The organism is uncultured Ramlibacter sp. (assembly GCF_936925435.1).
In the GTDB taxonomy this organism is placed as follows: Bacteria; Pseudomonadota; Gammaproteobacteria; order Burkholderiales; family Burkholderiaceae_C; genus Ramlibacter.
This window is the reverse complement of record NZ_CAKZHQ010000005.1, coordinates 176,957-200,153: the sequence shown is the minus strand read 5'-3', so window position 1 is coordinate 200,153 and position 23,197 is coordinate 176,957. Positions and strand designations below refer to the sequence as shown.

The 23,197-nt window shown below is 68.5% G+C and carries 23 protein-coding genes; 18 read left to right on the top strand and 5 right to left on the bottom strand.

Annotated features, from left to right (window positions below; genetic code table 11):
• Position 1: 1 nt before the first annotated feature.
• The 18 genes from Q0632_RS06345 (at position 2) to Q0632_RS06260 (ending at position 18,595) form a co-directional block, all read left to right on the top strand.
• Complete coding sequence (locus tag Q0632_RS06345) at positions 2–955, top strand: CysB family HTH-type transcriptional regulator (RefSeq protein ID WP_298925911.1); 954 nt, start codon at positions 2–4, stop codon at positions 953–955.
• A gap of 117 nt (positions 956–1,072) precedes the next feature.
• Positions 1,073–2,083, top strand: a complete 1,011-nt coding sequence (locus Q0632_RS06340; RefSeq protein ID WP_298925908.1) for an LLM class flavin-dependent oxidoreductase — start codon at positions 1,073–1,075, stop codon at positions 2,081–2,083.
• Between the two features lie 17 nt (positions 2,084–2,100).
• Complete coding sequence (locus Q0632_RS06335; RefSeq protein WP_298925905.1) at positions 2,101–3,447, top strand: LLM class flavin-dependent oxidoreductase; 1,347 nt, start codon at positions 2,101–2,103, stop codon at positions 3,445–3,447.
• A 44-nt stretch (positions 3,448–3,491) separates the two neighbouring features.
• The gene (locus tag Q0632_RS06330; protein WP_298926043.1) at positions 3,492–4,640 is read left to right on the top strand and encodes a M20 aminoacylase family protein; all 1,149 of its coding nucleotides are present in this window, start codon (positions 3,492–3,494) and stop codon (positions 4,638–4,640) included.
• A gap of 23 nt (positions 4,641–4,663) precedes the next feature.
• Complete coding sequence (locus tag Q0632_RS06325) at positions 4,664–5,179, top strand: GNAT family N-acetyltransferase (protein ID WP_298925902.1); 516 nt, start codon at positions 4,664–4,666, stop codon at positions 5,177–5,179.
• Positions 5,176–6,978, top strand: coding sequence for an amino acid ABC transporter permease/ATP-binding protein (locus Q0632_RS06320; protein WP_298925899.1), 1,803 nt, complete (start codon positions 5,176–5,178; stop codon positions 6,976–6,978). Before Q0632_RS06325 ends, Q0632_RS06320 begins: the two co-directional genes overlap by 4 nt.
• Positions 6,979–7,015: 37 nt before the next feature.
• The gene (locus tag Q0632_RS06315; protein ID WP_298925897.1) at positions 7,016–7,948 is read left to right on the top strand and encodes an ABC transporter substrate-binding protein; all 933 of its coding nucleotides are present in this window, start codon (positions 7,016–7,018) and stop codon (positions 7,946–7,948) included.
• 11 nt (positions 7,949–7,959) lie between these two features.
• Positions 7,960–8,889, top strand: coding sequence for an ABC transporter substrate-binding protein (locus tag Q0632_RS06310; RefSeq protein WP_298925895.1), 930 nt, complete (start codon positions 7,960–7,962; stop codon positions 8,887–8,889).
• Positions 8,890–8,897: 8 nt separating this feature from the next.
• Complete coding sequence (locus tag Q0632_RS06305; protein WP_298925890.1) at positions 8,898–9,947, top strand: LLM class flavin-dependent oxidoreductase; 1,050 nt, start codon at positions 8,898–8,900, stop codon at positions 9,945–9,947.
• A 106-nt stretch (positions 9,948–10,053) separates the two neighbouring features.
• Positions 10,054–11,220: an ABC transporter substrate-binding protein gene (locus Q0632_RS06300; protein ID WP_298925887.1), complete on the top strand. Its 1,167-nt coding sequence runs from the start codon at positions 10,054–10,056 to the stop codon at positions 11,218–11,220.
• 21 nt (positions 11,221–11,241) lie between these two features.
• Positions 11,242–13,071 carry an ABC transporter permease gene (locus tag Q0632_RS06295; RefSeq protein WP_298925884.1) on the top strand — a complete coding sequence of 610 codons (1,830 nt, stop codon included), beginning with the start codon at positions 11,242–11,244 and terminating at the stop codon, positions 13,069–13,071.
• 13 nt (positions 13,072–13,084) lie between these two features.
• Positions 13,085–13,663: an OsmC family protein gene (locus tag Q0632_RS06290; RefSeq protein ID WP_298925881.1), complete on the top strand. Its 579-nt coding sequence runs from the start codon at positions 13,085–13,087 to the stop codon at positions 13,661–13,663.
• Positions 13,647–14,498 carry an ABC transporter ATP-binding protein gene (locus tag Q0632_RS06285; RefSeq protein ID WP_298925878.1) on the top strand — a complete coding sequence of 284 codons (852 nt, stop codon included), beginning with the start codon at positions 13,647–13,649 and terminating at the stop codon, positions 14,496–14,498. Before Q0632_RS06290 ends, Q0632_RS06285 begins: the two co-directional genes overlap by 17 nt.
• Positions 14,495–15,346 (top strand): ABC transporter ATP-binding protein, encoded by an 852-nt coding sequence (locus Q0632_RS06280; protein WP_298925875.1) that lies wholly within the window; start codon positions 14,495–14,497, stop codon positions 15,344–15,346. The genes Q0632_RS06285 and Q0632_RS06280 overlap by 4 nt, the downstream gene beginning before the upstream one ends.
• A gap of 15 nt (positions 15,347–15,361) precedes the next feature.
• Positions 15,362–16,252: a VOC family protein gene (locus Q0632_RS06275; RefSeq protein ID WP_298925872.1), complete on the top strand. Its 891-nt coding sequence runs from the start codon at positions 15,362–15,364 to the stop codon at positions 16,250–16,252.
• Positions 16,249–17,490, top strand: coding sequence for an acyl-CoA dehydrogenase family protein (locus tag Q0632_RS06270; RefSeq protein WP_298925869.1), 1,242 nt, complete (start codon positions 16,249–16,251; stop codon positions 17,488–17,490). The genes Q0632_RS06275 and Q0632_RS06270 overlap by 4 nt, the downstream gene beginning before the upstream one ends.
• On the top strand, positions 17,487–17,993 hold the full coding sequence (locus tag Q0632_RS06265) for a CMD domain protein (protein WP_298925866.1): 507 nt from the start codon (positions 17,487–17,489) through the stop codon (positions 17,991–17,993). Before Q0632_RS06270 ends, Q0632_RS06265 begins: the two co-directional genes overlap by 4 nt.
• The gene (locus Q0632_RS06260) at positions 17,990–18,595 is read left to right on the top strand and encodes a peroxidase-related enzyme (protein WP_298925863.1); all 606 of its coding nucleotides are present in this window, start codon (positions 17,990–17,992) and stop codon (positions 18,593–18,595) included. Before Q0632_RS06265 ends, Q0632_RS06260 begins: the two co-directional genes overlap by 4 nt.
• 54 nt (positions 18,596–18,649) lie before the next feature.
• Here Q0632_RS06260 and Q0632_RS06255 read toward each other — a convergent pair whose 3' ends face one another.
• The 5 genes from Q0632_RS06255 to Q0632_RS06235 are packed head-to-tail and all read right to left on the bottom strand — an operon-like array spanning position 18,650 to position 23,125.
• Positions 18,650–19,405 (bottom strand): ABC transporter permease, encoded by a 756-nt coding sequence (locus tag Q0632_RS06255; protein WP_298925860.1) that lies wholly within the window; start codon positions 19,403–19,405, stop codon positions 18,650–18,652.
• Positions 19,398–20,651 carry an ABC transporter substrate-binding protein gene (locus tag Q0632_RS06250; RefSeq protein ID WP_298925857.1) on the bottom strand — a complete coding sequence of 418 codons (1,254 nt, stop codon included), beginning with the start codon at positions 20,649–20,651 and terminating at the stop codon, positions 19,398–19,400. Before Q0632_RS06250 ends, Q0632_RS06255 begins: the two co-directional genes overlap by 8 nt.
• A complete protein-coding gene (locus Q0632_RS06245; protein ID WP_298925854.1) occupies positions 20,648–21,466 on the bottom strand; it encodes an ABC transporter ATP-binding protein in 819 nt (272 codons plus the stop codon). Before Q0632_RS06245 ends, Q0632_RS06250 begins: the two co-directional genes overlap by 4 nt.
• Positions 21,463–22,554, bottom strand: coding sequence for an acyl-CoA dehydrogenase family protein (locus Q0632_RS06240; protein WP_298925851.1), 1,092 nt, complete (start codon positions 22,552–22,554; stop codon positions 21,463–21,465). Before Q0632_RS06240 ends, Q0632_RS06245 begins: the two co-directional genes overlap by 4 nt.
• Complete coding sequence (locus Q0632_RS06235) at positions 22,544–23,125, bottom strand: carboxymuconolactone decarboxylase family protein (RefSeq protein ID WP_298925848.1); 582 nt, start codon at positions 23,123–23,125, stop codon at positions 22,544–22,546. Before Q0632_RS06235 ends, Q0632_RS06240 begins: the two co-directional genes overlap by 11 nt.
• Positions 23,126–23,197: the final 72 nt, after the last annotated feature.

The window sequence follows — 23,197 nt, the reverse complement described above, 5'->3', positions numbered from 1 at the left end:
CATGAACTTCCAGCAGCTGCGAGCCGTCAGGGAAGCGGCACGCTCAGGGTTCAACCTCACCGAGGTGGCCGATCTCCTGCACACCTCCCAGCCAGGCGTCAGCCGGCAGATCCGCGAGCTGGAAGACGAGCTGGGTGTGGACATCTTCGTGCGCGCCGGCAAGCGGCTCACGCAGTTGACGCCGCCCGGCGAGGTGGCCCTGCCCATTCTCGAGCGCCTGCTGGTCGAGGCGGAGAACCTCAAGCGGGTGGGCCAGGACTTTTCGGCGCAGGCCGTCGGGCGGCTGGCGATTGCAGCCACCCACACCCAGGCACGCTACGCTTTGCCACCGGTGGTGCGAGACTTCCGCCAGCTGTTTCCCCGCGTCACGCTGGTGCTGCACCAGGGTTCGCCCAAGCAGATTGCCGCCATGCTGCTGTCAGGCGAGGCCGACATCGGCATCGCCACCGAGGCGCTGGCGCAGTACGACCAGTTGGTGGCTTTGCCGAGCTACCGCTGGACCCACATGCTGGTGGTGCCACCGGGCCACCCGCTGTTGGACGAGCCCGGCCCTGTCTCGCTGGAGCAACTGGCCCGCTACCCCATCATCACCTACGAAAGCGGCTACACCGGCCGGGCCCACATCGACGAGGCCTTCGCCCGGCGCGATCTGCAGCCCAACATCGTGCTCAGTGCCATGGATGCCGACGTGATCAAGACCTATGTCGAGCTGGGCATGGGCGTGGGCATCATCGCCTCGATGGCCTTCGACGCGGAACGCGACCGCACCCTGCGCGCGCTCGATGCTGGCCATCTGTTCGAAGTGAACCTCACGCGGCTGGCATTTCCGCGCGGTGCATGGCTGCGCGGCTTTGTCTATTCCTTCATCGAGTCGTTCGCCCCCACCCTCACCCGCGCCGCGGTGGACCGTGCAGTGGCAGGCGAGCTGATCGAGGCCGACGCGCAGAGCGCCTGAGCGCACCGGCGAAGAACGAGAAAGCATTCTCGGTTTTCTTCGTTGGCGGCTCCGCGGTCACTGCGTAAATTGCGAAGTCAATGCCCGGCGGTTGCGCCGGGCTTACTTCACGATGGCATGACCTACCTCCTCTCCCTGCTCGACAAGAGTCCCATCCCTGAAGCCGCCAGCGCACAGCAGGCGCTTGCGCACACCGTCAAGCTGGCACAGCGGGCAGAGCAGCTGGGCTACCACCGCTACTGGGTCGCCGAGCACCATGGCAGCAAGGTCTACGCCGGTCCCGCGCCCGAGATCCTGGTGGCCCACATTCTGGCCAAGACCTCCCGCATCCGTGTCGGGTCGGGCGGCGTGATGCTGCAGCACTACAGCCCCTACAAGGTCGCCGAAGTCTTCCGGCTGCTCGAAGCTCTTGCGCCAGGCCGTGTGGACCTGGGCGTGGGCAAGGCGCCCGGTGGCATGCCATTGACCACCCGCGCGCTGCAGGCGCTGCATGACCCGGACCGCAAACCCGCCTTCGACGCACAGCTGGCGCAACTCGATGCCTTCCTCCATGGCTTTGTGCCGGACGGCCATCCGCTGGCCGGCGCCGTGGCAACGCCGCAGCCCGGGCAGCTCCCCCAGCGCTGGCTGTTGGGCGGCAGCCCGCAAAGCGCGGCACTGGCGGCGCGCCTGGGCTGGGACTTCGTCTATGCCGGGCATTTCAACGGCGACGCGGACAACATCGAGGCTTCGATCGCCGCCTACCGCAAGGCCACGGGCCGGCCGCCGGCGCTGGCCCTGTTTGCTCTTGCGACCCAGACGCAGGAGCAGGCCGAGAAGCTGGTGCAGGGGCTGCGCATCTACAAGCTGCATCTGCCCACCGGCCAAAGCTTCAACCTTCCCAGCCTGGAGGGCGCCGTCGAGTTCGCCCGGCAAACCGGCGTCACGGACTTTCGCACCGAGGAGCAGCGGCCCTACGTGATTGCCGGCACCGCCGACCATGTGCGCGCCGAGCTGGACGCGCTGCACCAGCGCTGGGGTATCCGCGAATTCGTCATCGACACGCCGGTTGCCGGCTTCGCAGAGCGCCTCGCATCCATTGAATTGCTGGCGGCTGCGCACAAGACCGCGCAGGCCCTGGCAGCCTGACCGCCCGAAGACAAGCCATGAGCAAACAACCCATCCCATTCGGCCTGATGCTGCAAGGCGCCGGCAGCCACATGAACGCGTGGAAGCATCCTGCCGGTCCGGCGGACGCCAGCGTGAACCTGGACTTCTACATCGCCACGGCCAGGAAGGCTGAGGCGGCGGGCATCGCCTTTGCCTTCGTCGCCGACGGGCTCTACATCAACGAGAAGTCGATCCCGCATTTCCTCAACCGCTTCGAGCCCATCTCCATCTTGTCGGCGCTGGCCGTTGCGACCTCGAAGATTGGCCTGGCCGGCACCATCTCGACCTCTTACAGCGACCCCTTCACCGTCGCCAGGCAGTTCGCATCGCTGGACCTGATCAGCAAGGGCCGGGCCGGCTGGAACGTGGTGACCACGCCGCTGGAAGGCAGCGCCAGCAACTACAGTCGCCAGCACCCGGACCATGCCTTGCGCTACGAGATCGCCGACGAGTACCTGGCCGTCACCCAGGGCCTGTGGGACAGCTGGGACGACGACGCCGTCGTGCGCAACCGCGAGACCGGCCAGTTCTTCGAGCGCAGCAAGCTGCACACGCTGGACCACAAGGGCCGCTTCTTCGAGGTGGCGGGGCCGCTCAACATCGGCCGCTCGCCGCAAGGCCAGCCGGTGATCTTCCAGGCCGGCTCGTCGGACGCGGGCATTGGCCTGGCGGGCAAATATGCCGATGCGGTGTTCACGCACTCGCCCTCGCTGGCGGAGACCCGCAGCTTTCTTGGCCAGGTCAAGGCCAGTGCGGTCGCCCAGGGGCGCCAGGCCGCGGACGTGAAGATCTTCCCCGGCATCGGCCCCATCGTTGCGGCCACGCAGGAAGAGGCGGAAGCCAAGTACCGCGCCATCCGCGAACTCATCACCATCGACGAGGCTCTGGCCTATCTGGGCCGCTACTTCGACCACCACGATTTCAGTCAGTACCCGCTGGATGCACCCTTTCCCGAACTGGGGGAGATCGGCCGCAACAGCTTCCGCTCGACCACCGACAGGATCAAGGCCGAAGCCAAGGCGCGCGGTCTGAGCCTGCGCCAGACGGCGCTGGAAGCGGCGACGCCGCGCTCGCAGTTTGTGGGGACGGGCAAACAGGTGGCGCAGCAGATCATCCACTGGATCGACGAAGGCGCGGCCGACGGCTTCATCCTGGGCTTCCCTGTGCTCTCGCAGGGCCTGGATGACTTCATCGCCTTCGTGCTGCCGGAACTGGAGGCACTGGGCCGCTACCAGCGCGAACTCCCAGGGCAGACGCTGCGCGACCATTTGGGCCTGCCGCGCAAGCCAAGCCGCTACGCAGCGCAGCCCGCAGATGCCGTGGCGCCGTTGAAGGCCGCGTGATGGACGCGCAAGTGTCCACTGCCCCCGGGCGCGACAACGCGCGCATCGAGGGGCGCATCCTTGGCTTTGCCGATGAATTCATTGCCCTGCGCCGGGACCTGCACCAGCACCCCGAGCTGTCGTTCCAGGAGCATCGCACGGCCGGCATCGTCGCCGGCCATCTGGAGGGCTGGGGCTACGAGGTGACGCGCGGCGTGGCCGGCACCGGCGTGGTGGCCAGCCTCCGGCGCGGCCAGGGCAGCAAGAGCCTGGGCATCCGCGCCGACATGGATGCCCTGCCCATCCAGGAGACCACCGGCCTGTCCTACGCCAGCGTGCACCCCGGGGTGATGCATGCCTGCGGCCACGATGGCCACACGGCGATCCTGCTGGCGGCGGCACGCTGCCTGGCCGAAGGCGGTGAGTTCGACGGCACCGTGCATCTGATCTTCCAGCCGGCCGAGGAAATCGGCGCCGGCGCCGCCAAGATGATTGCCGAAGGCCTGTTCGAGCGCTTCCCTTGCGACGCGGTCTATGGTCTGCACAACTGGCCCAATGTCGGCGTCGGCCACATCGGCTGCGTCACCGGCCCGGCCATGGCCTCGGTCGACCAGGCCCGCATCACGGTGCGGGGCAAGGGCGGCCACGGTGCCGCGCCGCACGAAACCGTCGACCCCGTGGTCGTCAGCGCCCACCTGATCACCGCGCTGCAGACCATCGTGTCGCGCAACCTCAATCCCCTGGACGCAGGCGTGGTGACCGTGGGCTCCATCCACGGCGGTTCCGCCTCCAACGTCATTCCCGACAGCGTGGAACTGAAGATCACCGTGCGTTCCTTCCGCCCCGAAGTGCGGGCGCTGCTCAAGGAGCGCATCCCCGCGCTGGCGCGTGCGCAGGCCGAAAGTTTCGGCGCCGTCGCCGAGGTCGACTACCAGTGGGGTTTCCCGGCGGTGGTCAACCACGCCGAAGAGACGCAGCTGGCCCGCCAGCTGGCGCAGGACACCTTTGGAGAGGCCCTGGTGGAGCGCGACTTCCAGCCGCGCGCAGCCAGCGAGGACTTCGCCAACATGTTGCAAGCCAAGCGCGGCAGCTACCTGTTCTTCGGCAACGGCGCCGGGCCCTCGCTGCACAACCCCGGCTACGACTTCAACGATGCCATCCTCGCGCCCGCCGCCAGTTACTGGACCCGGCTGGCCGAGCGTTTTCTCGCCTGACCCCGCCTGCCAGGAGACTTGCAATGAGCGACGCCTTCGTCTACACCACACCGCTGGACCCCCGGGCCCGGCCCCTGATCGAGGAGCTCACCCAGGAGTACGAGCGGCGCTACGGCGAGTTCTACGACCTGGAGCCTGGCCCGCGCGAAATGGAGAAGTACCCGCCGCAGGACTTCGCTGCGCCGGATGGCAACTTCCTGCTGCTGCTGCGCGATGGCCAGGCCATCAGCGGCGGCGCCTTCAAGCGCTACGACGCGCACACGGCCGAATTCAAGCGGGTCTGGACCCATTCGGGACTGCGCCGCCAGGGCTTGGCGCTGCGGGTGCTCAAGGAACTCGAAGCCCAGGCCCTGCGCCAGGGTTACAGCCGCATCTACCTCACCACCGGCTTTCGCCAGCCCGAGGCGGTCGCCCTGTACCTGGGCCAGGGCTACAAGGCGTTGTTCGACACCACGCAAAGCGCCGAGCTGCCGCGCAAGCTTGCTTTTGAAAAACTGATCGCTGTGCGCCAGCACAGCACTGAACCGGCGAACGCATGAACACCACAGTCATTGGCGCCGCAGGCGCCGCAAGCCACGCGCCGGAGCCGGCGCCGCAGCCAGCCCGGGTCAAAGGCGACTACTCGCACTTCCAGGTGGTGCCGGCGCGCTACCCGGCCCGCACGATCGGCACCGTGGTCTCCCTGCTCATCATCGCGATGCTGCTGCACTCGGTGTTCACCAACCCCCGCTGGGGCTGGGGCATCTTTGCCGAGTGGTTCTTTGCCGAGCCGGTGCTGGCCGGGCTGGGCCGCACACTGCTGCTGACGGCGCTGGGCGCGCTGTTCGGCTTCCTGCTGGGGACGGCGCTGGCGCTGGCCCGCGTATCGCGTTCACCCTTGCTCAGCGGCCTGTCCTGGACCTTCATCTGGCTGTTCCGCTCGGTGCCCATCATCGTGCTGCTGCTGATCGTCAACAACCTGGGTTACCTGTACGCCACCATCGACATCGGCATCCCCTTCACCGACCTGAGTTTCTTCTCCTGGCCGACCACGCAGCTGATCAGCCCCTTTGCGGCCGCCTTGATCGGGCTGACGCTCAACCAGGCCGCCTTCGCCTCGGAAATCGTGCGCGGCGGCATCCTGTCGGTGGACCAGGGCCAGCACGAGGCGGCCGCTGCGCTGAGCCTGCCGCGCCGCATCCAGGCTTTTCGCATCGTGCTGCCGCAGGCCATGCGCACCATCTTGCTGACGGCCTTCAACGACATCATCGGCCTGGCCAAGGGCACATCCAATGTCTACATCCTGGCGCTGCCCGAGCTGTTCTACACGATCCAGATCATCTACCGGCGCAACCTCGAGGTGATTCCCCTGCTGATGGTGGCGACGGTCTGGTACCTGGTCATCCTCAGCGTGTTGTCCATCGTCCAGCACCAGGTCGAACGCCGCTTTTCGCGCGGCGCCCTGCGCAACCCGCCCCCGGCGCTGTTTGCCGGGCTGGTGCGCCGGCTCTGGCCGGCACGTCCGGCTGGCAGCGCGCCGCAAGCGGCGAGCGCACCGGTGGCCACGCCGGCGGCGCGCTGGACAAGCAACGCCAACAAGGGCGGCGAAGTCACCGTCCATGGCGTGTCCAAAAGCTATGGCTCGCTCAAGGTGCTGGACGAGGTCACGCTGTCCGTGCGCGCCGGCAGCGTGACGGTCATCCTCGGCCAATCGGGTTCGGGCAAGTCCACGCTGCTGCGCTCCATCAACCACCTGGAACGCGTCGATGGCGGCTTCATCGCCATTGACGGCGAGCTGATCGGCTACCGCCAGGATGCCGGCACGCTGTACGAGCTGGGTGAAAAGGACATCCTGGCGCGCCGTGTCGACGTGGGCATGGTGTTCCAGAACTTCAACCTGTTCCCGCACCTGACCGTGCTGGAAAACATCGTGATCGCACCGGTCACGGTGCGCCGCACCGACAAGGCGCAGGCCCAAGCCCTGGCGCTGGAACTGCTGGCCCGTGTTGGCCTGAGCGACAAGGCCCATGCCTATCCGCGCCAGCTGTCCGGCGGCCAGCAGCAGCGCGTGGCCATCGCCCGTGCGCTGGCCTTGCAGCCCAAGGTCCTGCTGTTCGATGAGCCCACCTCGGCCCTGGACCCGGAACTGGTGGGCGAGGTGCTGGACGTGATCAAGGAACTGGCCCGCTCCGGCACCACGCTGCTCATCGTCACCCACGAAATCGGCTTTGCCCGCGAAGTGGCCGACACCATCGTCTTCATGGAACGCGGCCGCATCCTGGAGACAGGGACGCCCGACCAGGTGTTCAGCGCGCCATCCCATCCACGCACGGCGGAGTTCCTGGCCAAAGTGCTGTGAGCCCCCGCCATTCAAACCACCCAAAGGAGTCCCCACCATGTCTTTTCGACGCCATGCCCTTGCTGCCCTGGGCGCGCTCGCGCTTCTTGCCTCCACCGTGCCGACCGCGGCCCTGGCCCAGGCACCCGACCTCAGCCCGGAACAAGCCAGCCGGCCCCGTTCGCAACCGGTTGCCGAAGCGCTCAAGCTGCTCCATCCCGGCTTCAAATTTGCCAAGGATGGTGTGTTGACCGTGGGGACGACCACCGGGAGATTGCCGTTCGGCGCCTACGCGCTGGACAACAAGACGCCGGTGGGCAACGCGCCCGATATCGCGCAGTTGGTGGCCGATAGCCTGGGCCGCAAGCTCGAACTTGTCTCGGTGGCCTGGGCCGACTGGCCGCTGGGCCTGCAGTCGGGCAAGTTCGACGTGGTGATCTCCAACGTGACGGTGACTGAGGAGCGCAAGGAGAAGTTCGACTTCTCCACCTACCGCAATGACCAGTTGGGCATCTACGTGCCGACCGCCAGCAAGATCACTTCCATCAAGGAGCCCAAGGACGTGGCGGGCCTGAAGGTCATCGTCGGCGCCAGCACCAACCAGGAGCAGATCCTGCTGCGCTGGAACCAGCAGAACATCGCCGCCGGCCTCAAGCCGGTGGAGATCCAGTACTACGACGACGATGTCGTGCTCTACCTGGCCCTGGCCTCCGGCCGTGCCGACGCCTACCTCGCCCCCAATGGCATCGCCGCCCACAACGCGCGCGACGGCAAGACCCGGCTGGTCGGGGCCTTCTCGGGCGGCTGGCCGCAAAACGCCGAGATCGCCGTGACCTCGCGCAAGGGATCGGGCATCGCCGAGGCGGTCACGGTGGCGTTCAACACCCAGATCAAGAACGGCAACTACACCAAGGCGCTCGAGCGCTGGAACCTGCAATCCGAGGCCATCCAGGTGGCGCGCACCAACCCGCCCGGCCTGCCCAAGAAGTGAGAAAGCCCGCCATGCGCAAATTCATCCGCATCATCGCCGCGTCCGCCGCCAGCCTGGCCCTCGCCGGTGCACCCGCCTTCGCCGCCGACCAGTTCGATTTCAGTCCGCAGCAGGCCGGTCGCGTCCGCGCCGCCCGTGACGCCGAGGCGGTCAAGGCCATCCCCAAGGACTTCAAGTTCGTCAAGGAAGGCGTGCTCACGGTCGCGATCGCACCGTTTGCTCCGCCGATCGCCACCTATGCGACCGACGCCAAAACCGTGGTGGGCTTCGACCCGGACTTCGCGCTGCTGGTGGCCGATGCCCTCGGGTTGAAGCTCGACCTGCAGCCCATTGCCTGGGCCGACTGGCCGCTGGGGCTGAGCTCGGGCAAGTACGACGCGGTGATCTCCAACGTGGGCGTGACGGAGCTGCGCAAGGAGAAATTCGATTTCTCCACCTACAGGCTGGGCTTGCACGGCTTCTACGTGCGCGCCGACAGTCCGATCAAGGCCATCCGCGAGCCGCGCGACATTGCCGGCCTGACCATCGTGACAGCCCCGGGCACCAACCAGGAACGCATCCTGCTGCAGTGGAACAAGCAGAACACCACCGCCGGCCTCAAGCCGGTGAACGTGATCTACTTCGACGATGATGCGGCGCGCATCCTGGCCGTGACCACCGGCCGCGCCCACGCCAACTTCAACCCGAACGCGCCGCAGGCCTACCATGCGGCCAAGGATGGTGCCATCCGCCTGGCCGGCACGGTCAATGCCGGCTGGCCGCTCAAGTCCGACGTGGCCATCACCACCCGCAAGGACAGCGGCCTGGCCGACGCGCTCACCATCGCCGCCAACGGGCTGATCGCCAACGGCAAGTACGCACAGACGCTGGCGCGCTGGAAGCTCGGGGAAGAGGCGCTCGCGCGTGCCGAGACCAATCCGCCCGGCCTGCCCAAGTATTGAAGCGGCGCATGAGCCTGTCCCACCTGGCCTTTCTCGCGCCCGGCAACTACGACGAGGACAACGCTTCCAACGGCCTGGAGGAGCACCTGCAGCTCTTCGCCCATGGCGAAGCCCTGGGCTTTGACAGCGCCTGGGTGCGCCAGCGCCACCTGGAGCGCTCCGTGTCGTCGGCCGCGACCTTCCTGGCTGCGGCCAGCCAGCGCACCCGCGCGATTGGCCTGGGCGTGGCTGTGCTGCAAATGGGTTACGAGAACCCGTTCCGCCTGGCCGAGGATCTGTCCACGGTGGACGCGCTGTCGCGCGGCCGGCTCCAGGTTGGACTGAGCGCCGGCGCGCCACCGTTCGGCCCCTTGCTGGGCGAGCGGCTGTTCGATGGCAACCCGGACACAGTGGATTTCAGCCATGCCCGCGTGGCGCGACTGCGTGCCAATCTCAGCGGCGAACTGCTGGGCGATGAGAGCGTCTTGCTGCAGTCGCCGGCCGGGGAGCAACGCCCCAGGCTCAGGCCGCACGCGCCGGGACTGGACACGCGGCTGTGGTACGGCGCGGGCTCCCTGCGCTCGGCCACCTGGGCAGGCAGCCAGGGCTTTCATCTACTGATCGGCAACCTCACGGCCGGCGAGGACACGGACGATTTCCACACGGCACAGCAGCGCCAGCTGGCCGCCTACCGCGACCGCTGGACCCAAGCGCACCGGCCCCGTGTCGCCCTGGGGCGCGTCATCGTTCCGCTGGACAGCGCCGACACAGTCTCGCGCCGCAACTACCTGGCCTTCGCCCAGAGCCGGCGCGAGCGCACATTCGCGCCACAGGGCGAGCGCAGGACCGTGTTCGCACCCGACCTGGTGGGCAGCTCCGACGAGATCCTGGAAGCACTGCATGCCGATCCTGTGCTGCGCGAGGTGAGCGAGTTGCGGCTCGAACTTCCCTACAGCCTGCCGCACGAGGACTACCGGCAAATCCTGGCGGATGTGCGCGACCGGATTGCGCCGGCCTTGGGCTGGAAAGCCGCGGGCCTGACCAGGCCAGCCGATCAGAACGCAGCGCACACGGCATAGATGGCGCACAGCGCTCTTTGCCTCATATGCAAACTTGTTTTTGTTCGTTCCGTTTTCGGCGTGGTGCGCGAAGAATGAATGCTCCCGTTCATTCAGGAAACACCACATGCTGCATCGCAAACACTTCCTCCTCGGCCTGGCCGCGACCCTGCTGGCCGCCCCGCTCGCCACCTTCGCCGCGCCCGCCTCGGGTGAGCCTGTCCATTTCGGCGTCAGCGGCCCGCTGACCGGCCAGAACGCACAGTACGGCGCGCAATGGAAGGCCGGCTTCGACCTGGCTCTGGAGCACATCAATGCCGCCGGCGGCATCCACGGCCGGCCGCTGGCTTACAGCTTCGAGGACAGCCAGAGCGACCCGCGCCAGTCGGTTGGCATCGCGCAGAAGTTCGTCAACGACAAGCGCGTGCTGATCGAGTTGGGCGACTTCTCCAGCCCGGCCTCGATGGCAGCATCGCCCATCTACCAGCGCGCCGGCCTGGTGCAGCTGGGATTCACCAACTCCCACCCCGACTTCACCAAGGGCGGCGACTACATCTGGAGCCCGTCCATCAGCCAGGCCGACGCGCAGCCGCTGCTGGCCGACCTGGCCGTGAAGACGCTGGGCTTCAAGCGCATCGCGGTGCTGTTCCTCAACACCGATTGGGGCCGCACCAGCAAGGACGTGTTCGCCAAGGCCGCCGCCGAACGCGGCGCCCAGGTGGTGGTGGCTGAGGGCTACCAGAGCGACGAGAAGGACTTCCGCTCGACCCTGGTGCGCGTGCGCGACGCCAACCCGGACGGCGTGGTGCTGATCTCCTACTACCCCGACGGCGCCCTCATCGCCGGCCAGGTGCGCAGCGTCGGCCTGCAGCAGCCCATCGCGGCGGTGGGATCTGTCTATTCGCCCAAGTTCATCGAGCTCGGCGCCGCTGCCGTCAACGGCATCTACACCAACACCGCGTTCTTCCCGGATGAGCCGCGCGCCGAGGTGCAGCACTTTGTCCAGACCTTCCGCGCCAAGTACAGCAAGGAGCCGGACGCCTTCAACGCCTATGCCTACGACGCAGTCCAGTACGCCGCCGCGGCCTTGCGCCAGGCTGGCCCAGGTGCCGACCGCAAGGCGGTGCGCGACGCCTTCTACAAGATCAAGGACGTGCCCAGCGTGATCTTCGGCAAAGCCAGCTTCGATCCGCAGACGCGGCGCGTGGTCGGCGTCAAGAGCATCGACCTGGTTGTCAAGGACGGCAAGTGGGCCCTGGCCGACCGCAAGGCCGCGGTCGCGTCGGCCCGCTGATTCACCACAACCGCAGGGCGCATGAGCTTCACTTCCTTTTTTGACTACACGGTCAACGGCCTGATCATCGGCAACATCTACGCGTTGCTGGCGGTCGGGCTGGCGCTGATCTTCGGCGTCTCCCATCTGATCAATTTCGCGCACGGCTCTGTCTACACGGTCGGCGCCTACATCGGCTGGGCATCGATCACCTACCTGCACACGCCCCTGCCCGTCACCATCGCCCTGGTGGTGCTGGGTTCGGGCGCGCTGGGCATGCTGATCGAGCGCGTGGGCCTGCGACCTTTGCAGGGTGCCCCCCGCATCGCGCCGCTGCTGGCCACCATCGGCATCAGCTTCGTGCTGGACATCCTGGTGCAACTGGTCTTCAGCCCCGACCCGCGTGCCTTGCCCACGCAGTTGCCGGCCTGGCGCCTGCAACTGGGAACCGGCACCATCGGCGCGCTGGATCTGCTGATCGCCGGCATCGGCCTGGCCAGTGCCGCCGTGCTGTTCGGTTTTCTGCGCTTCACCAAGCTGGGCTGGGCGGTGCGCGCCACGGCGCAGGACCGCGACGCCGCGCAGCAGATGGGCGTGGACGTCAACCGCGTCAACCAGGCGGTGTTTGCCATCGCCTCGGCCCTGGGCGGCTTGTCCGGCCTGCTGGTGGGCATGTACTACAACAACATCAGTCCGGCCATGAGTTTCCAGGCCACGCTCAAGGGCGTGGTCGCCACGGTCGTCGGCGGTGTGGGCAACGTGCCGGGCGCCATCGTCGGCAGCCTGTTGCTGGGCCTGATCGAAAGCTATGGGGTGGCGTTGCTGGGCACGCCGTATCGCAACCTGTTCGCCTTCGCGCTGCTGCTGCTGATCCTGGTGCTCAAGCCCAACGGCCTGTTCGGCCGCAAGCGGGCGCTACCGCCGGAACCGCTGACCGGCACCTTCATCGCACCCAGCCGGCCCTGGCCCGTGCCGCGCTGGCTGTTGGCGGGCTTGTTGGCCGCCGCCGTGGTGCTGCCGCTGTTCGATCCTTCACCCTACATCCTGCAGACGCTCACCAGCTCCTGGCTGTACGCGGCGCTGGCTCTGAGCCTCACGCTGGTGGCCGGCACCATCGGTCAGGTGTCGCTGGGCCATGCGGGCCTGCTGGCCATCGGCGCCTATGCCTCCTCGTTGCTGGTGCTGGACCTGAAGCTGCCGGTGGGCACCAGCATCGTGCTGGCCGGCTTCGTCACCTCGCTGGTGGGCACCGCGCTGATCTTCCCGGCCTTCCGCCTGCGTGGGCACTACGTGTCCATCGCCACCCTGGGCATCGGCGAGATCGTGGCCCTGACCATCCTGAACTGGGAGAGCGTGACCCGCGGGCCGATCGGTGTCTCTGGCATTCCGCCCCTGTCCCTGTTCGGCCAGGACGCCTCGTCCAACAACGCCTTCTACTGGGCGGCGCTGGGCGCCCTGGTCTTGCTGGCCTTGCTGCAATGGCGGCTGCTGCGCTCGCATCTGGGCCGCACCTTCCGGGCTGTGCGCGATGACGAAGTGGCGGCACGCGCCTACGGTGTCAGCCCCGACCGCTACAAGGCCCTGGCCTTCGGCTTCGGTGGCTTTGCCGCGGGCGTGAGCGGCGCCTTCACGGCCCACCTGTACTCCTACATCAACCACGAGACCTTCACCTCGCAGATCTCCATCCTGGCGCTGACCATGGTGATCCTGGGCGGCCTGGGCAACATCAGCGGCGCCCTGCTGGGCGCGGTGGCCCTGGTGAGCCTGCCCGAGCTGTTCCGCGTGGCCGCGGAGTACCGCATGCTGATTTACGGCGCCGCCCTGTTGCTGCTGATCCGCTTCCGCCCGCAAGGCCTGCTGGGCACCGTCTGACCCCAAGGAAACCATGAGCGATCTCAACGACTACCTGTCCCAGAAACGCAGCGCGGTGCTGGCGCGCCAGAGCGCCATCGACAGCGGGACGGCGCAACCGCTGCAACTCAAAGCCAAGGTCAGCGCGGAGGGCCGCAGCGGTGTGCGGCGTATCCGCATCCGCGACCACCAGGTCATCAGCGACAGCCCGCCCGACTTCGCCGGCTACAACCTGGGACCCAGTTCGCCCGAGCTGCAGCTGGGCGTGCTGGGCAGCTGCGTCACCCACATCTTCCTGATCCACGCCGCCGAGCGGAAGATCCCGCTGGAAAGCCTGGAGGTGGAGGTCAGCGGCACCATCGACCCGCGCGCCGGCAGCCCGGGGCATGAGGCCACGCCGATCTGGCCCCATGCTATTGGCTATACCGTGCACATCGACTCGCCGGCCAGCCGCGCCGACATCGACGCGCTGTTCGAGGCGGTGGAGCGCAACTGCCCCATCCTCAATCTGCTGCGCAACCCGCAGCAGATCCGCGCCGAAGTGAAGCTGCTCAACTCGCGGCCCGCGCCCGCAGCTGGCAAGCAGGAGGCAGAGGATGCCCTCGCTGCTTGAGATCACGGGCCTGAGCCGGCGCTTCGGCGGCCTGACGGCCGTCAACAACGTGGACCTGGCTGTGGACGAGGGCGAGCTGGTCAGCGTGATCGGCCCCAACGGTGCCGGCAAGACCACCTTGTTCAACCTGGTGACCGGCCTGGACCAGCCCGATGCGGGTCGCGTGGTCTTCGACGGCCGCGACGTCACTGGCCTGCCGGCCGAACAGCTGGCGCGGCTGGGGCTGGCCCGCACCTTCCAGCACGGCCGGGTCTTCGCCAACCTCAGCGTTCTGGACAACGTGCTGGTCGGCGCCCACACCCGCTTGCGCAGCGTCAAGCCGCGTCTGGGTGGCGTGCCCGGCCTGGGCGCGGTGGCCGAACTGGGACTGGCGCTGCTACAGCCGGCTGCCGTGCGGCGGGAGGAGCTCGCCTTGCGCGAGGATGCGCTGGCGATCATCGCGCTGTTTGGCGAGCGCCTCGCTCCGCGCATCGACCACCCCGCGTACAGCCTGTCCTACGCCAACCGCCGCCGCGTGGAGATCGCCCGCGCGCTCGCACTGCGCCCGCGCCTGTTGCTGCTGGACGAACCCACGGCTGGCATGAACGAAAGCGAAACGGCGCAGATGCTGGAACTGATCCGCAAGCTCAAGGAGGGCGGGCAAAGCATCCTGCTGATCGAACACAAGCTGGACTTGGTGATGCAGCTGTCGGACCGTGTGGTGGTGCTGGACGACGGTCGCAAGATCGCCCAAGGCCTGCCGGACGCGGTGCGGCGTGATCCCGCCGTGATCGAGGCCTACCTCGGCCACCGCCACGTGGGAGCGGCCGTGGTCGCCGAGGCGGTGGCTGTATGAGCGCCGTCGTCACGGTCGCGCGTACCGGTCTGGCGCCTGCCACCGCCTGGGGCGAGCCGCGCGATGAGCGGCGGGGCGACGCCCACCACGCCGGCCCCGCGTCCACAAGCGCGGCGCCGCTGCTCGAACTGCGCAAGGTCAACAGTTTTTACGGCCCGGTGCAGGCTCACTTCGACGTGGACCTGCAGGTGCGCAGCGGCCAGATCGTCAGCCTGTTGGGCGGCAACGCCAGTGGCAAGAGCACGACCATGAAAGTGGTGCTGGGCCTGCTCAGGCCGCGCTCGGGCGATGTGCTGTTCGATGGCCAGTCCACGCTGGGCCTGCCCACGCCGCAGGTCATCCGCCGCGGCATCGGCTCCGTGCCCGAAGCGCGCCGCCTGTTTCCCGCCATGACCGTGCGCGAAAACCTGCTGATGGGCGCCTATGCGCGCAACGACAGCCGTGAGGTCGCGCGCGACCTGGAGCGCATGCTGGAACTGTTCCCGCGCGTGGCCGAGCGCATCGGCTTTCAGGCCGGCACGCTGTCGGGCGGTGAGCAGCAGATGGTGGCCATGGCGCGCGCGCTGATGGGGCGGCCCCGCCTGCTGTGCATGGACGAACCCACCATGGGCCTGTCGCCCCTTTACGTGGACAAGGTGCTGGAGCTCATCGCGCAGATCAACCGCCAGGGCATCTCCGTCTTCATGGTGGAACAGAACGCCAGCCTGGCGCTGCAGATCGCCCAACATGGCTATGTGCTGCAGACCGGCCGCGTCGTTCTGTCCGGACCGGCGCGGCAGTTGCTGGACGACGCCCGCATCCGCGATGCCTACCTGGGGGGCGACGGCGCCGCCAGCACCGCTTCCTGAACACAAGGATTTCACATGTCCCTCATCCTCGACCACATCGTCATCGCGGTCCATGACCTGGAACCTGCCATCGCCGACTACGCAGCCCTGGGCTTCAACGTGCTGCGCGGTGGTGAACACCCCGGCCGCAGCACGCACAACGCCCTGGTCGTGTTTGCCGATGGCAGCTACTTCGAGCTGATCGCCTGGCGCGAGCCGGCCCCGCAGGAGCGCTGGTGGCAGCTGCTGCAAGCGCATGGCGAAGGCCTGGTGGACTTCGCGCTGCTGCCGCAAGACACCGCCACCACCGTGCGCGAAGCCGGCCAGCGCGGCTTGCAACTGCTGGGACCACTGGACGGCGGCCGCGTCCGTCCCGATGGCGAGCGCCTGCACTGGCAGACCGCCCGCGCACCCTCCCCGGACCTGCCCTTCCTCTGCGGTGATCTGACGCCACGCGTGCTGCGCGTGCCCGAAGGCGACGCGCGCGTCCACCCCAACGGCGCGCAAGGCGTGGCCAGCCTGGCGATCGCCGTGCACGACCTTGAGGCCTCGCTGGAGCGCTATCGCGCGTTGCTTGGTGACAAGGCCACGGTCGGCCAGCCTGTCACGCTGCCCGGCGGCGATATCCACCTGGCGGTGGTGAACCTGGGCGCCAGTGCGCTGCTGCTCACGGCGCCGCGCCATGCGGTGGGCCATCCCGCGCGGCCGCTGGCCCAGCGCCTGGGCACGCGCGGCCAAGGGCCAAGCGGTCTGGTCTTGCGCACCGCCGACGCCGGCCAGCGCAGCGGCCCGCTGGACCTCGCGCGCACCCACGGCGCCTTGCTTGAATTCGAGCTGGCAGAGTCTGAATTCTTGAATAAATCTGCCTCTAGCCCCCGTGAAATCGGCGCTGGCCGCTCCCAAAACGGTAGCGCGGTAGGCGGATGAGCCAGCTCTTCGAACGGACGCCCCGCGAGCAGCGCATCGCCAACCTGGCCGCCAGCCTGGGCCGCAGTTTCGCCCAGGGCGCTGCCCAGCACGACCGCGACGGCAGCTTCCCGCACACGCACTACCGGCGCCTGCACGAGGCCGGCTACCTGCGCCTGGCGATCCCGCGCGCTTATGGCGGCGAGGGCGCCAGCGTGTTCGACATGGTGCTGGCACAGGAGCGGTTGGCGGCGCACGACGCGGCGACGGCCATCGGCGTCGGCATGCTGCTCAACGTGATTGGCCGTGAGGCGGAATTTCCCAGCTGGCCGGAGACGGTGCGGCAGCGCTTTTTCACCACCCTGGCGCGCGAAGGCGGCATCGCCAATTCGGTGGTGACCGAAGCCGCCCTGGGCAGCATCTCGCGCGGCGGCAAGCCGGCGGCCACCGCCACCCGCGTCGCCGGCGGCTGGCGCGTCAACGGCCACAAGATCTTCGTCACGGCGGCGCCGGCCTTGCGCTACCTGCTGGTGGCGGTCCAGTTGCCGCCCAGCGACGGAGCGCCACGCGGCGAGGTCGCGCGGGCCATCGTCGAGGCGCCTGCCCGGGGCCTGCGCATCGAGCCGACCTGGGCCGGCAACCTGAGCCAGCGCGCCGGCGGCAGCGACGACGTGCACTTCCACGATGTGTTCGTGGCCGACGAGTGGGTGGTGGAGCGCCAGCGCGTGGGCGAGCCGGCGCCGCCGCCGGCCAACGGCTGGTGGCTGAGCCTGGTTGCCGTGTACCTGGGCATAGGCCAGGGCGCGCTGGATGCGGCCGCGGACTACGCCAACGGGCGCAAGCCTTCGGCCCTGGGTGGGCAGGCCATCGCGAGCCTGGCGCAGGTCCAGCAGACCATCGGCCAAATCGCGATCCAGCTGGATGCGGCGCGTGCTCTGCTGTACGCCACGGCGCGGCGCTGGGCCGACCACCCCCAGGAACGCGAGCGGCTCGGCCCGCAGATCGCGGCTGCCAAACAGTTCGTCACCAACACCGTCTGCCAGGTGACCGACCAGGCACTGCGCGTGGCCGGCGGCTTCAGCCTGACGCGGGACCTGGTGCTGGAACGCCATTTCCGCGATGCCCGCGCCGGCCTGTTCCAGCCGCCGCAGGACGACCTGGCCCTGGGCTTGGTGGGGCGCAGCGTGCTGGCCGCCCGTCAGGCGCAAGAACAAACCCATGATCACAGCGTCGACGACGCGCAAAGGAGGGCAGCATGAGCCAGAACCCGGACACAGACACCATCGACACCCTCGCCGGCATCGGACCGGGTTCCGCGTTGGCGCGCCTGCGCGCGCAGCGGCCGCAGGTGCGGGAATTCCTGCAGGGCAGCGACGACGCGCTCCTGCGCCCAACTGACTGGGCCGACCTGCCCGCGGTCGAACGCGAAGCCGTGGCTCTGCGCGTCGCCGTGCTGAACCACAGCGAAAAACTGGCTGCGCGGCATCGCGCGGCCTTGCAGAAGCTGGATGTGGACCAGGCTACGCTGCAGCAGATCGAAGCGCCTAAGCCTTCGGTGGCGCCACGCCTGAAGGCGCTGCTTGCCCACACCGATCTGCTGACTCTGCGCCCGCGCGACGCGAAGCCCGCCCACCTGCAGGCCTTGCGCGACCAGGGCCTGAGCGATCGCGCCATCGTGAGCCTGGCGCAGCTGGTCAGCTATGCCAGCTTCCAGGTGCGGCTGCTGGCCGGGCTGAAGGCGCTGGCCGGGGAGGCCGCATGAGCGCCGTCGCCACATCGGCGGGGGAGCCCGTCACTGCCCTGGGGTTCACGCTGCAGGAGCTGCAGTGGGCGTCCTGGCTCACGACGGTGGACGCAGCCACGGCCACGCCGCAGCAGCTGGCCGTGCTCGACGAAAGCACGCCGAGTGCCCGCACCTCGCCGTACTACCTGACCTTGCTGCACGATGTCGATGCCTTGCGCGAGCGCTCGCGTTTGTTCAACGCCGTGATGTACGGCCAGGGCGGGTTGCCGCGCGCCGAGCGCGAGCTGTCCACCGTTGCCGTGTCGCGGGTCAACGGTTGCCCGTATTGCGCATCGGTGCACGCCCGCCTGTTCGTGCAACTGGCCAAGGACCGGGACTCGGCCTGGCGCCTGCTCGACGAAGGCGTGGCCACGCCCCTGTCGCCGCGCCTGAGGGCCTTGGTGGACTATGCCGTCGCCCTCAGCGCGACACCGCCGTCGGCTGGCGCGCGCGAGATCGCCGCCCTGCGCGCGGCCGGCCTGGACGCGCTGGAGATCCTGGACGCCACCCACGCGATCGCAATGTTCGCCTGGGCCAACCGGCTGATGCAGACCCTGGGGGAGCCTGTGTATCCCGACTAGCGGCTTGCGTCGCCGGTGTGTCCCCAGGCGGCGGACACACCGCAGGATGAGGCTTCAGGCGTGCAACCAGCGCGCATGGAGCCAGCGGGCGAGGTGGTCCAGCAGGTAGCCCAGGGCGCCGATCAGCACGATCGCCGCCATCAGTTCCGAATACGCAAGCCGGTCGCGTGTGTCCAAGATGAAGTAGCCCAGGCCGGCCGACACACCCAGCATTTCGGCCGGGACCAGCACGATCCAGATAATGCCAATGGCCAGGCGCAGGCCTGTCAGGATGTGGGCCGTGATGCCCGGCAGGATCACGCGCAGAACTGTCTCGCGCCGCGTGGCCGAGAGGCTGCGCGCCAGCAGCAGCCAGTTGGGATCGAGCTGACCCACGCCGGCCGCCGTGTTCAGCAGCACTGGCCAGACGGCGGCGAATGCCAGCAGGAAATACACCGGCGCATCGCCCACACCCAGCACCATCACCGCGATCGGCATCCAGGACAAGGGCGAAATCATGCGCAGAAACTGGAACGCGGGAGTCGTGGCCTGGGCGAAACTGCGCCACAGACCGGTCAGGATGCCCAGCGGCACGCCCAAGCCGATCGCCAGCAGCAGGCCGATGGCCACGCGCTGCAGGCTCAGCAGCGTGTGGTACCAGATGTCGGCGCCGGTGAGCAGGCGCCCCAGCGCCTGCAGCGAAGGCAGGGGCGCGAAGGCCGCTGCCACCGGCGTGCGCGCTGTCAGCAGCGTTGCGCCCAGTGACCACAGTGCCAGGACGAGCGCGATGCCCGCCAGGGGAAGCCCGATGCGGCGAGCCGCCTCAGGCAATGATGACCTCGCGCCGCGTGTAGTCGGCCGATATCCCAAACACCTGTGGGCCGCCGGCGGCCTGGATCGCCTTGCGCACGAAGCGGTCGTCCACCAGGTCGCGCGCCACGAACTTCGGATCAAGCGCGTTGAGGAAGGCCGTGTCGCCCTCCACCTTGGTCGCCTTGATGGCGCGCACCAGCTGCTCGGTGTAGGACGCGTAGGGATAAGGCTGGAAGTCGATGCGCCGCTGGTGCCAGCCCTTGTTGACCACCACGCCGGCCTTCTCATATTCGACATAGTCGGTGGCAGCCAGGACCTTGGCCAGCGTGCGCGGCGGATGCGGCGTGTATTTGCGCTCGCCCGCGCTGGACAGCAGGGTCGCGGTCTCCAGCCGGTTGTCGCGGGTCCACAGCTGGGCCTTCACCAGGGCATTGGTCACGCGTTGCGCCCACTCAGGCTTGTCGGCGACGTCACGCTCGGCCAGGAAGGTGACGCAGCAGGCATGGTCGCGCCACACGTCGCCTGAAAAGCGCAGGATCTTGCCGACGCCTGCGATTTCCGCCGCTGCATTGAATGGATCGGCCACGATGTAGCCCGCGATCGACTTGGCGGCCAGGGCCGAGACCATCTCTGCGGGCGCCAGCACCACCAGGTTGACCTCCTTGGGGCCGACCTGCGCGCCGCGCGCCGCACTGACAGCGGTCAGGCCCTCCTTGCGAAAAATGTCCTGCAGCAGGATGTTGTGGATGGAATACCAGAACGGAATGGCGACCGTGCGCCCGCCCAGCTGCGACAGCGTGTTGATTTCGGGCAGGACCGTGAGCGCCGACCCGTTCAGATGGTTCCAGGCCACGATCTTGGCGGGAAATTTTGCGCCGTAGCGCACCCACAGCGTCGCCGGCGACAACAGGTGGATCACGTTGACCTGGCCCGCGACGAAGGCTTCGACGATCTGCGCCCATGAGCGGAACAGGCGCGGTGCCTCGGCTTTCAGGCCCTCCTTCTCGAACAGGCCGCGGCCATGGGCCACCAGCAGGGGGGTGGCATCGGTGATCGGCAGATAGCCGATCTTCACCGGCTGGTCGTCGCCCTTGAAGGCCTGGGCGCGCGCGTCACCGGCCGCGAGCAGGGGCGCGGCCACGCTGGCGCCGGCCAGCGCGCCCAGGCGTAGCATGTCGCGGCGCGTCAGGCCGCAGTCGCAGGCGGAGGAGGCGCAGATGTGCGCGAGGCGATTGCGGCCGGAAGCCGTGTTGCTTTGGTTCATGCTGTGAGCCTTTCGGAGTTCGGGAGAGAAACGGTGTGGCGCACACCTTGCAGCGCGGCCAGGATGTCCAGGCGCAGCGCGGTGATGGCGGCCGGGTGCGCCTCGCGTGGGCGTGTGATGCCGACATTCCATTCGCGCACGATTCCCGCCGGCTGCCCCGGCTGCGCGCCCATCAGCAGGATCCGGTCCCCGACCGCGATCGCTTCGTCGATGTCGTGCGTCACCAGCAGCACGGCGGTTTGCCAGCGGTGCACCAGTTCGACCAGCAGCTCCTGCATGTCGGCGCGGGTGATCGCGTCCAGCGCGGAAAAAGGTTCATCCGCCAGCAGCAGCTGCGGCTCTCGCGCCAGGGCGCGGGCCAGCGCCACCCGTTGCGCCATGCCGCCGGAGAGTTCAGCCGGATACAGCCCGCCCTGGCCGGCCAGGCCAACGGCCTCCAGCGCGTCGTGCACGCGCTGGCGCAATGCCGCGCGTGCGATCGGCGGCTGGCTGGCGAAGTCAAGGCCGAAGCCCACGTTGCGGGCGGCGTCCAGCCAGGGCAAAAGGCTGGGCTGCTGGAACACCAGGGCGGCACGCGGATGCGGCGCATGCAATGGGCTGCCCAGAAATAGAACCTCTCCCCTGGCCTGCGCCGAAGCGCCGGCTTCCAGGCGTCCGAGCACGCGCAGCAGTGTGGATTTGCCGCAGCCGCTGCCGCCCAGCAGGCAGACGATCTCGCGTTGCCCGACCTGCAGCGACACGTCGGCAAAGAGGTCGGTCCGGGTCCCATAGCGCAAGCCCAGGCCGCTGGCCTGCACAACCGGCGCCGTGCTCACGCCGCCGCCTGTCTGGCCGCCTGCGCAGCCAGGGCGCCCTGCAATTGCGTGACGCTGGGCGTCACGATGGGAATGAACGCCGCCTCGCGCCACCTGCGGGCGAAGCTCAGAGGCTGGTCACGGTGGTAGGCGCGGCCGCCACCGGCCTGGAGTTCCAACAGCAGCGACTGTTGCACGATGCCGGCGAGCGTGAGCCGGACACGGAACAGGGCCGCAGGCTCCTTGTGAAAGCGGCTGCCCGGTCGGCCGTCTTCCAGGCCGTTGCGCAAGGCCTCCACCGCGCTGGACAATGCCGCTTGCTGGACGGCCAGGGGCTCTTCCAGCACCCCACGGCCGGCGCCGCTGCGCTGCGCTGCAGTTTCCAGCGCGGCGCGGGCCAGGCCAATCGACAGGCCGCATTGCAGGCCCAGGAAGGCCGGCCGCACCTGGGGGAGGAAGACATTCGCGTCCTCGTGCAGCACGTAGTCAGGCGTCAACCTCACGCCATCGATCTTCAGCGAGGCCGTGTTGCTGCCTCGCAAGGCGATCAGGTCCAGGTCGTCGCTGCGCACCAGGCCTTCACTTCCAGCGGCGAGCGCCGCCACCAGAGGGGAACCTCCGCCGGTGGTGGCCGCCGCGACGGCCGCGACGAAGCCGGCCGGGCGCAGGTTCGTGCACCACGGCACGCTGCCGTCGAGCCGCCAGCCGGCGGCGCCGGGCAGTGCCGTCGCGATGACCCCCAGCGACTCGATGCCACTCAGGTACTTCATGGCATTGGACAGTCCCGTCGCGCCCGCCTGGGTGCCGGCCAGCAAGGGCGGCAGCCAGCGCTGGCGCAGCGCCGCGTTCGGCGACTGCAGCAGGTATTCGATGAAGGCGCGCTGCCCCCAGAACGTGAAGGCTGCCGCCAGCGATTGCCCGGCAACGTCCGCAATCGCCTCGATGCCCTGCCAGACGGTGCCGCCCTGGCCACCCCATTCGTGCGGCACGCCCAGCCCGAACAGGCCGGCCTGCGCCAGGCGTGGCACGACCTCGCCCGCCACGCTGGCGTCCGCATCGAGCGCATCCGCGTTGGCAGCGAGCCAGGCGCGTTCGGCCTCAGCCAGCATGGGGCAGGCCGTTGGTGCGCAGATTGCCCGGCAGATAGGGCTGCAGTTGCGGATTGACCGGGCTCTGGCCCAGGCTGTTGGCGAAGTTGCACAGCGTCGCCAGGCTGATGCCCAGCACCACCTCCAGCGCCTGCCGCTCGGTGTAGCCGGCTTCGAGCACCGCTGCCAGTTGCGCGTTGTCCACCGCGCCGCGCCGGGCGATCACCGCTTCGGAGAATTCACGCAGCGCGTCCAGCCGCGCGTCGCCGGTGGTGCTGCCTTGCTGCAGGGCGGCAACTGTGCGTGTGGGCAACTTGGCCTGCTTCAGGGCCGCCGCCGTGTGGCCGGCGACGCAGAAGTCGCAGCCATGGATGCGGGCCGCCGTGATTTGCACGACCTCGCGCTCAGCCAGGCTCAGGCTCGCCCGCGCATTGATGCCGGCCACCGTGAGGTAGGTCTCCAGCGCCTCTGGCGAGTTGGCCAGGATGCCGATCAGATTGGGCAGGAAGCCGTTGTTCGCCTGGGCGCGCTGCACATAGGGGCGGCTGGCTTCGGGGGCGGTGGCTTCGGTGTGCAGGGTCAGACGGGTCATGGTGTGCGGCAAGGATTGGATCCACGGGGCGTCGAGTCTCGACGCCCGCCGCGCGCTTGGCAACGAACGTTT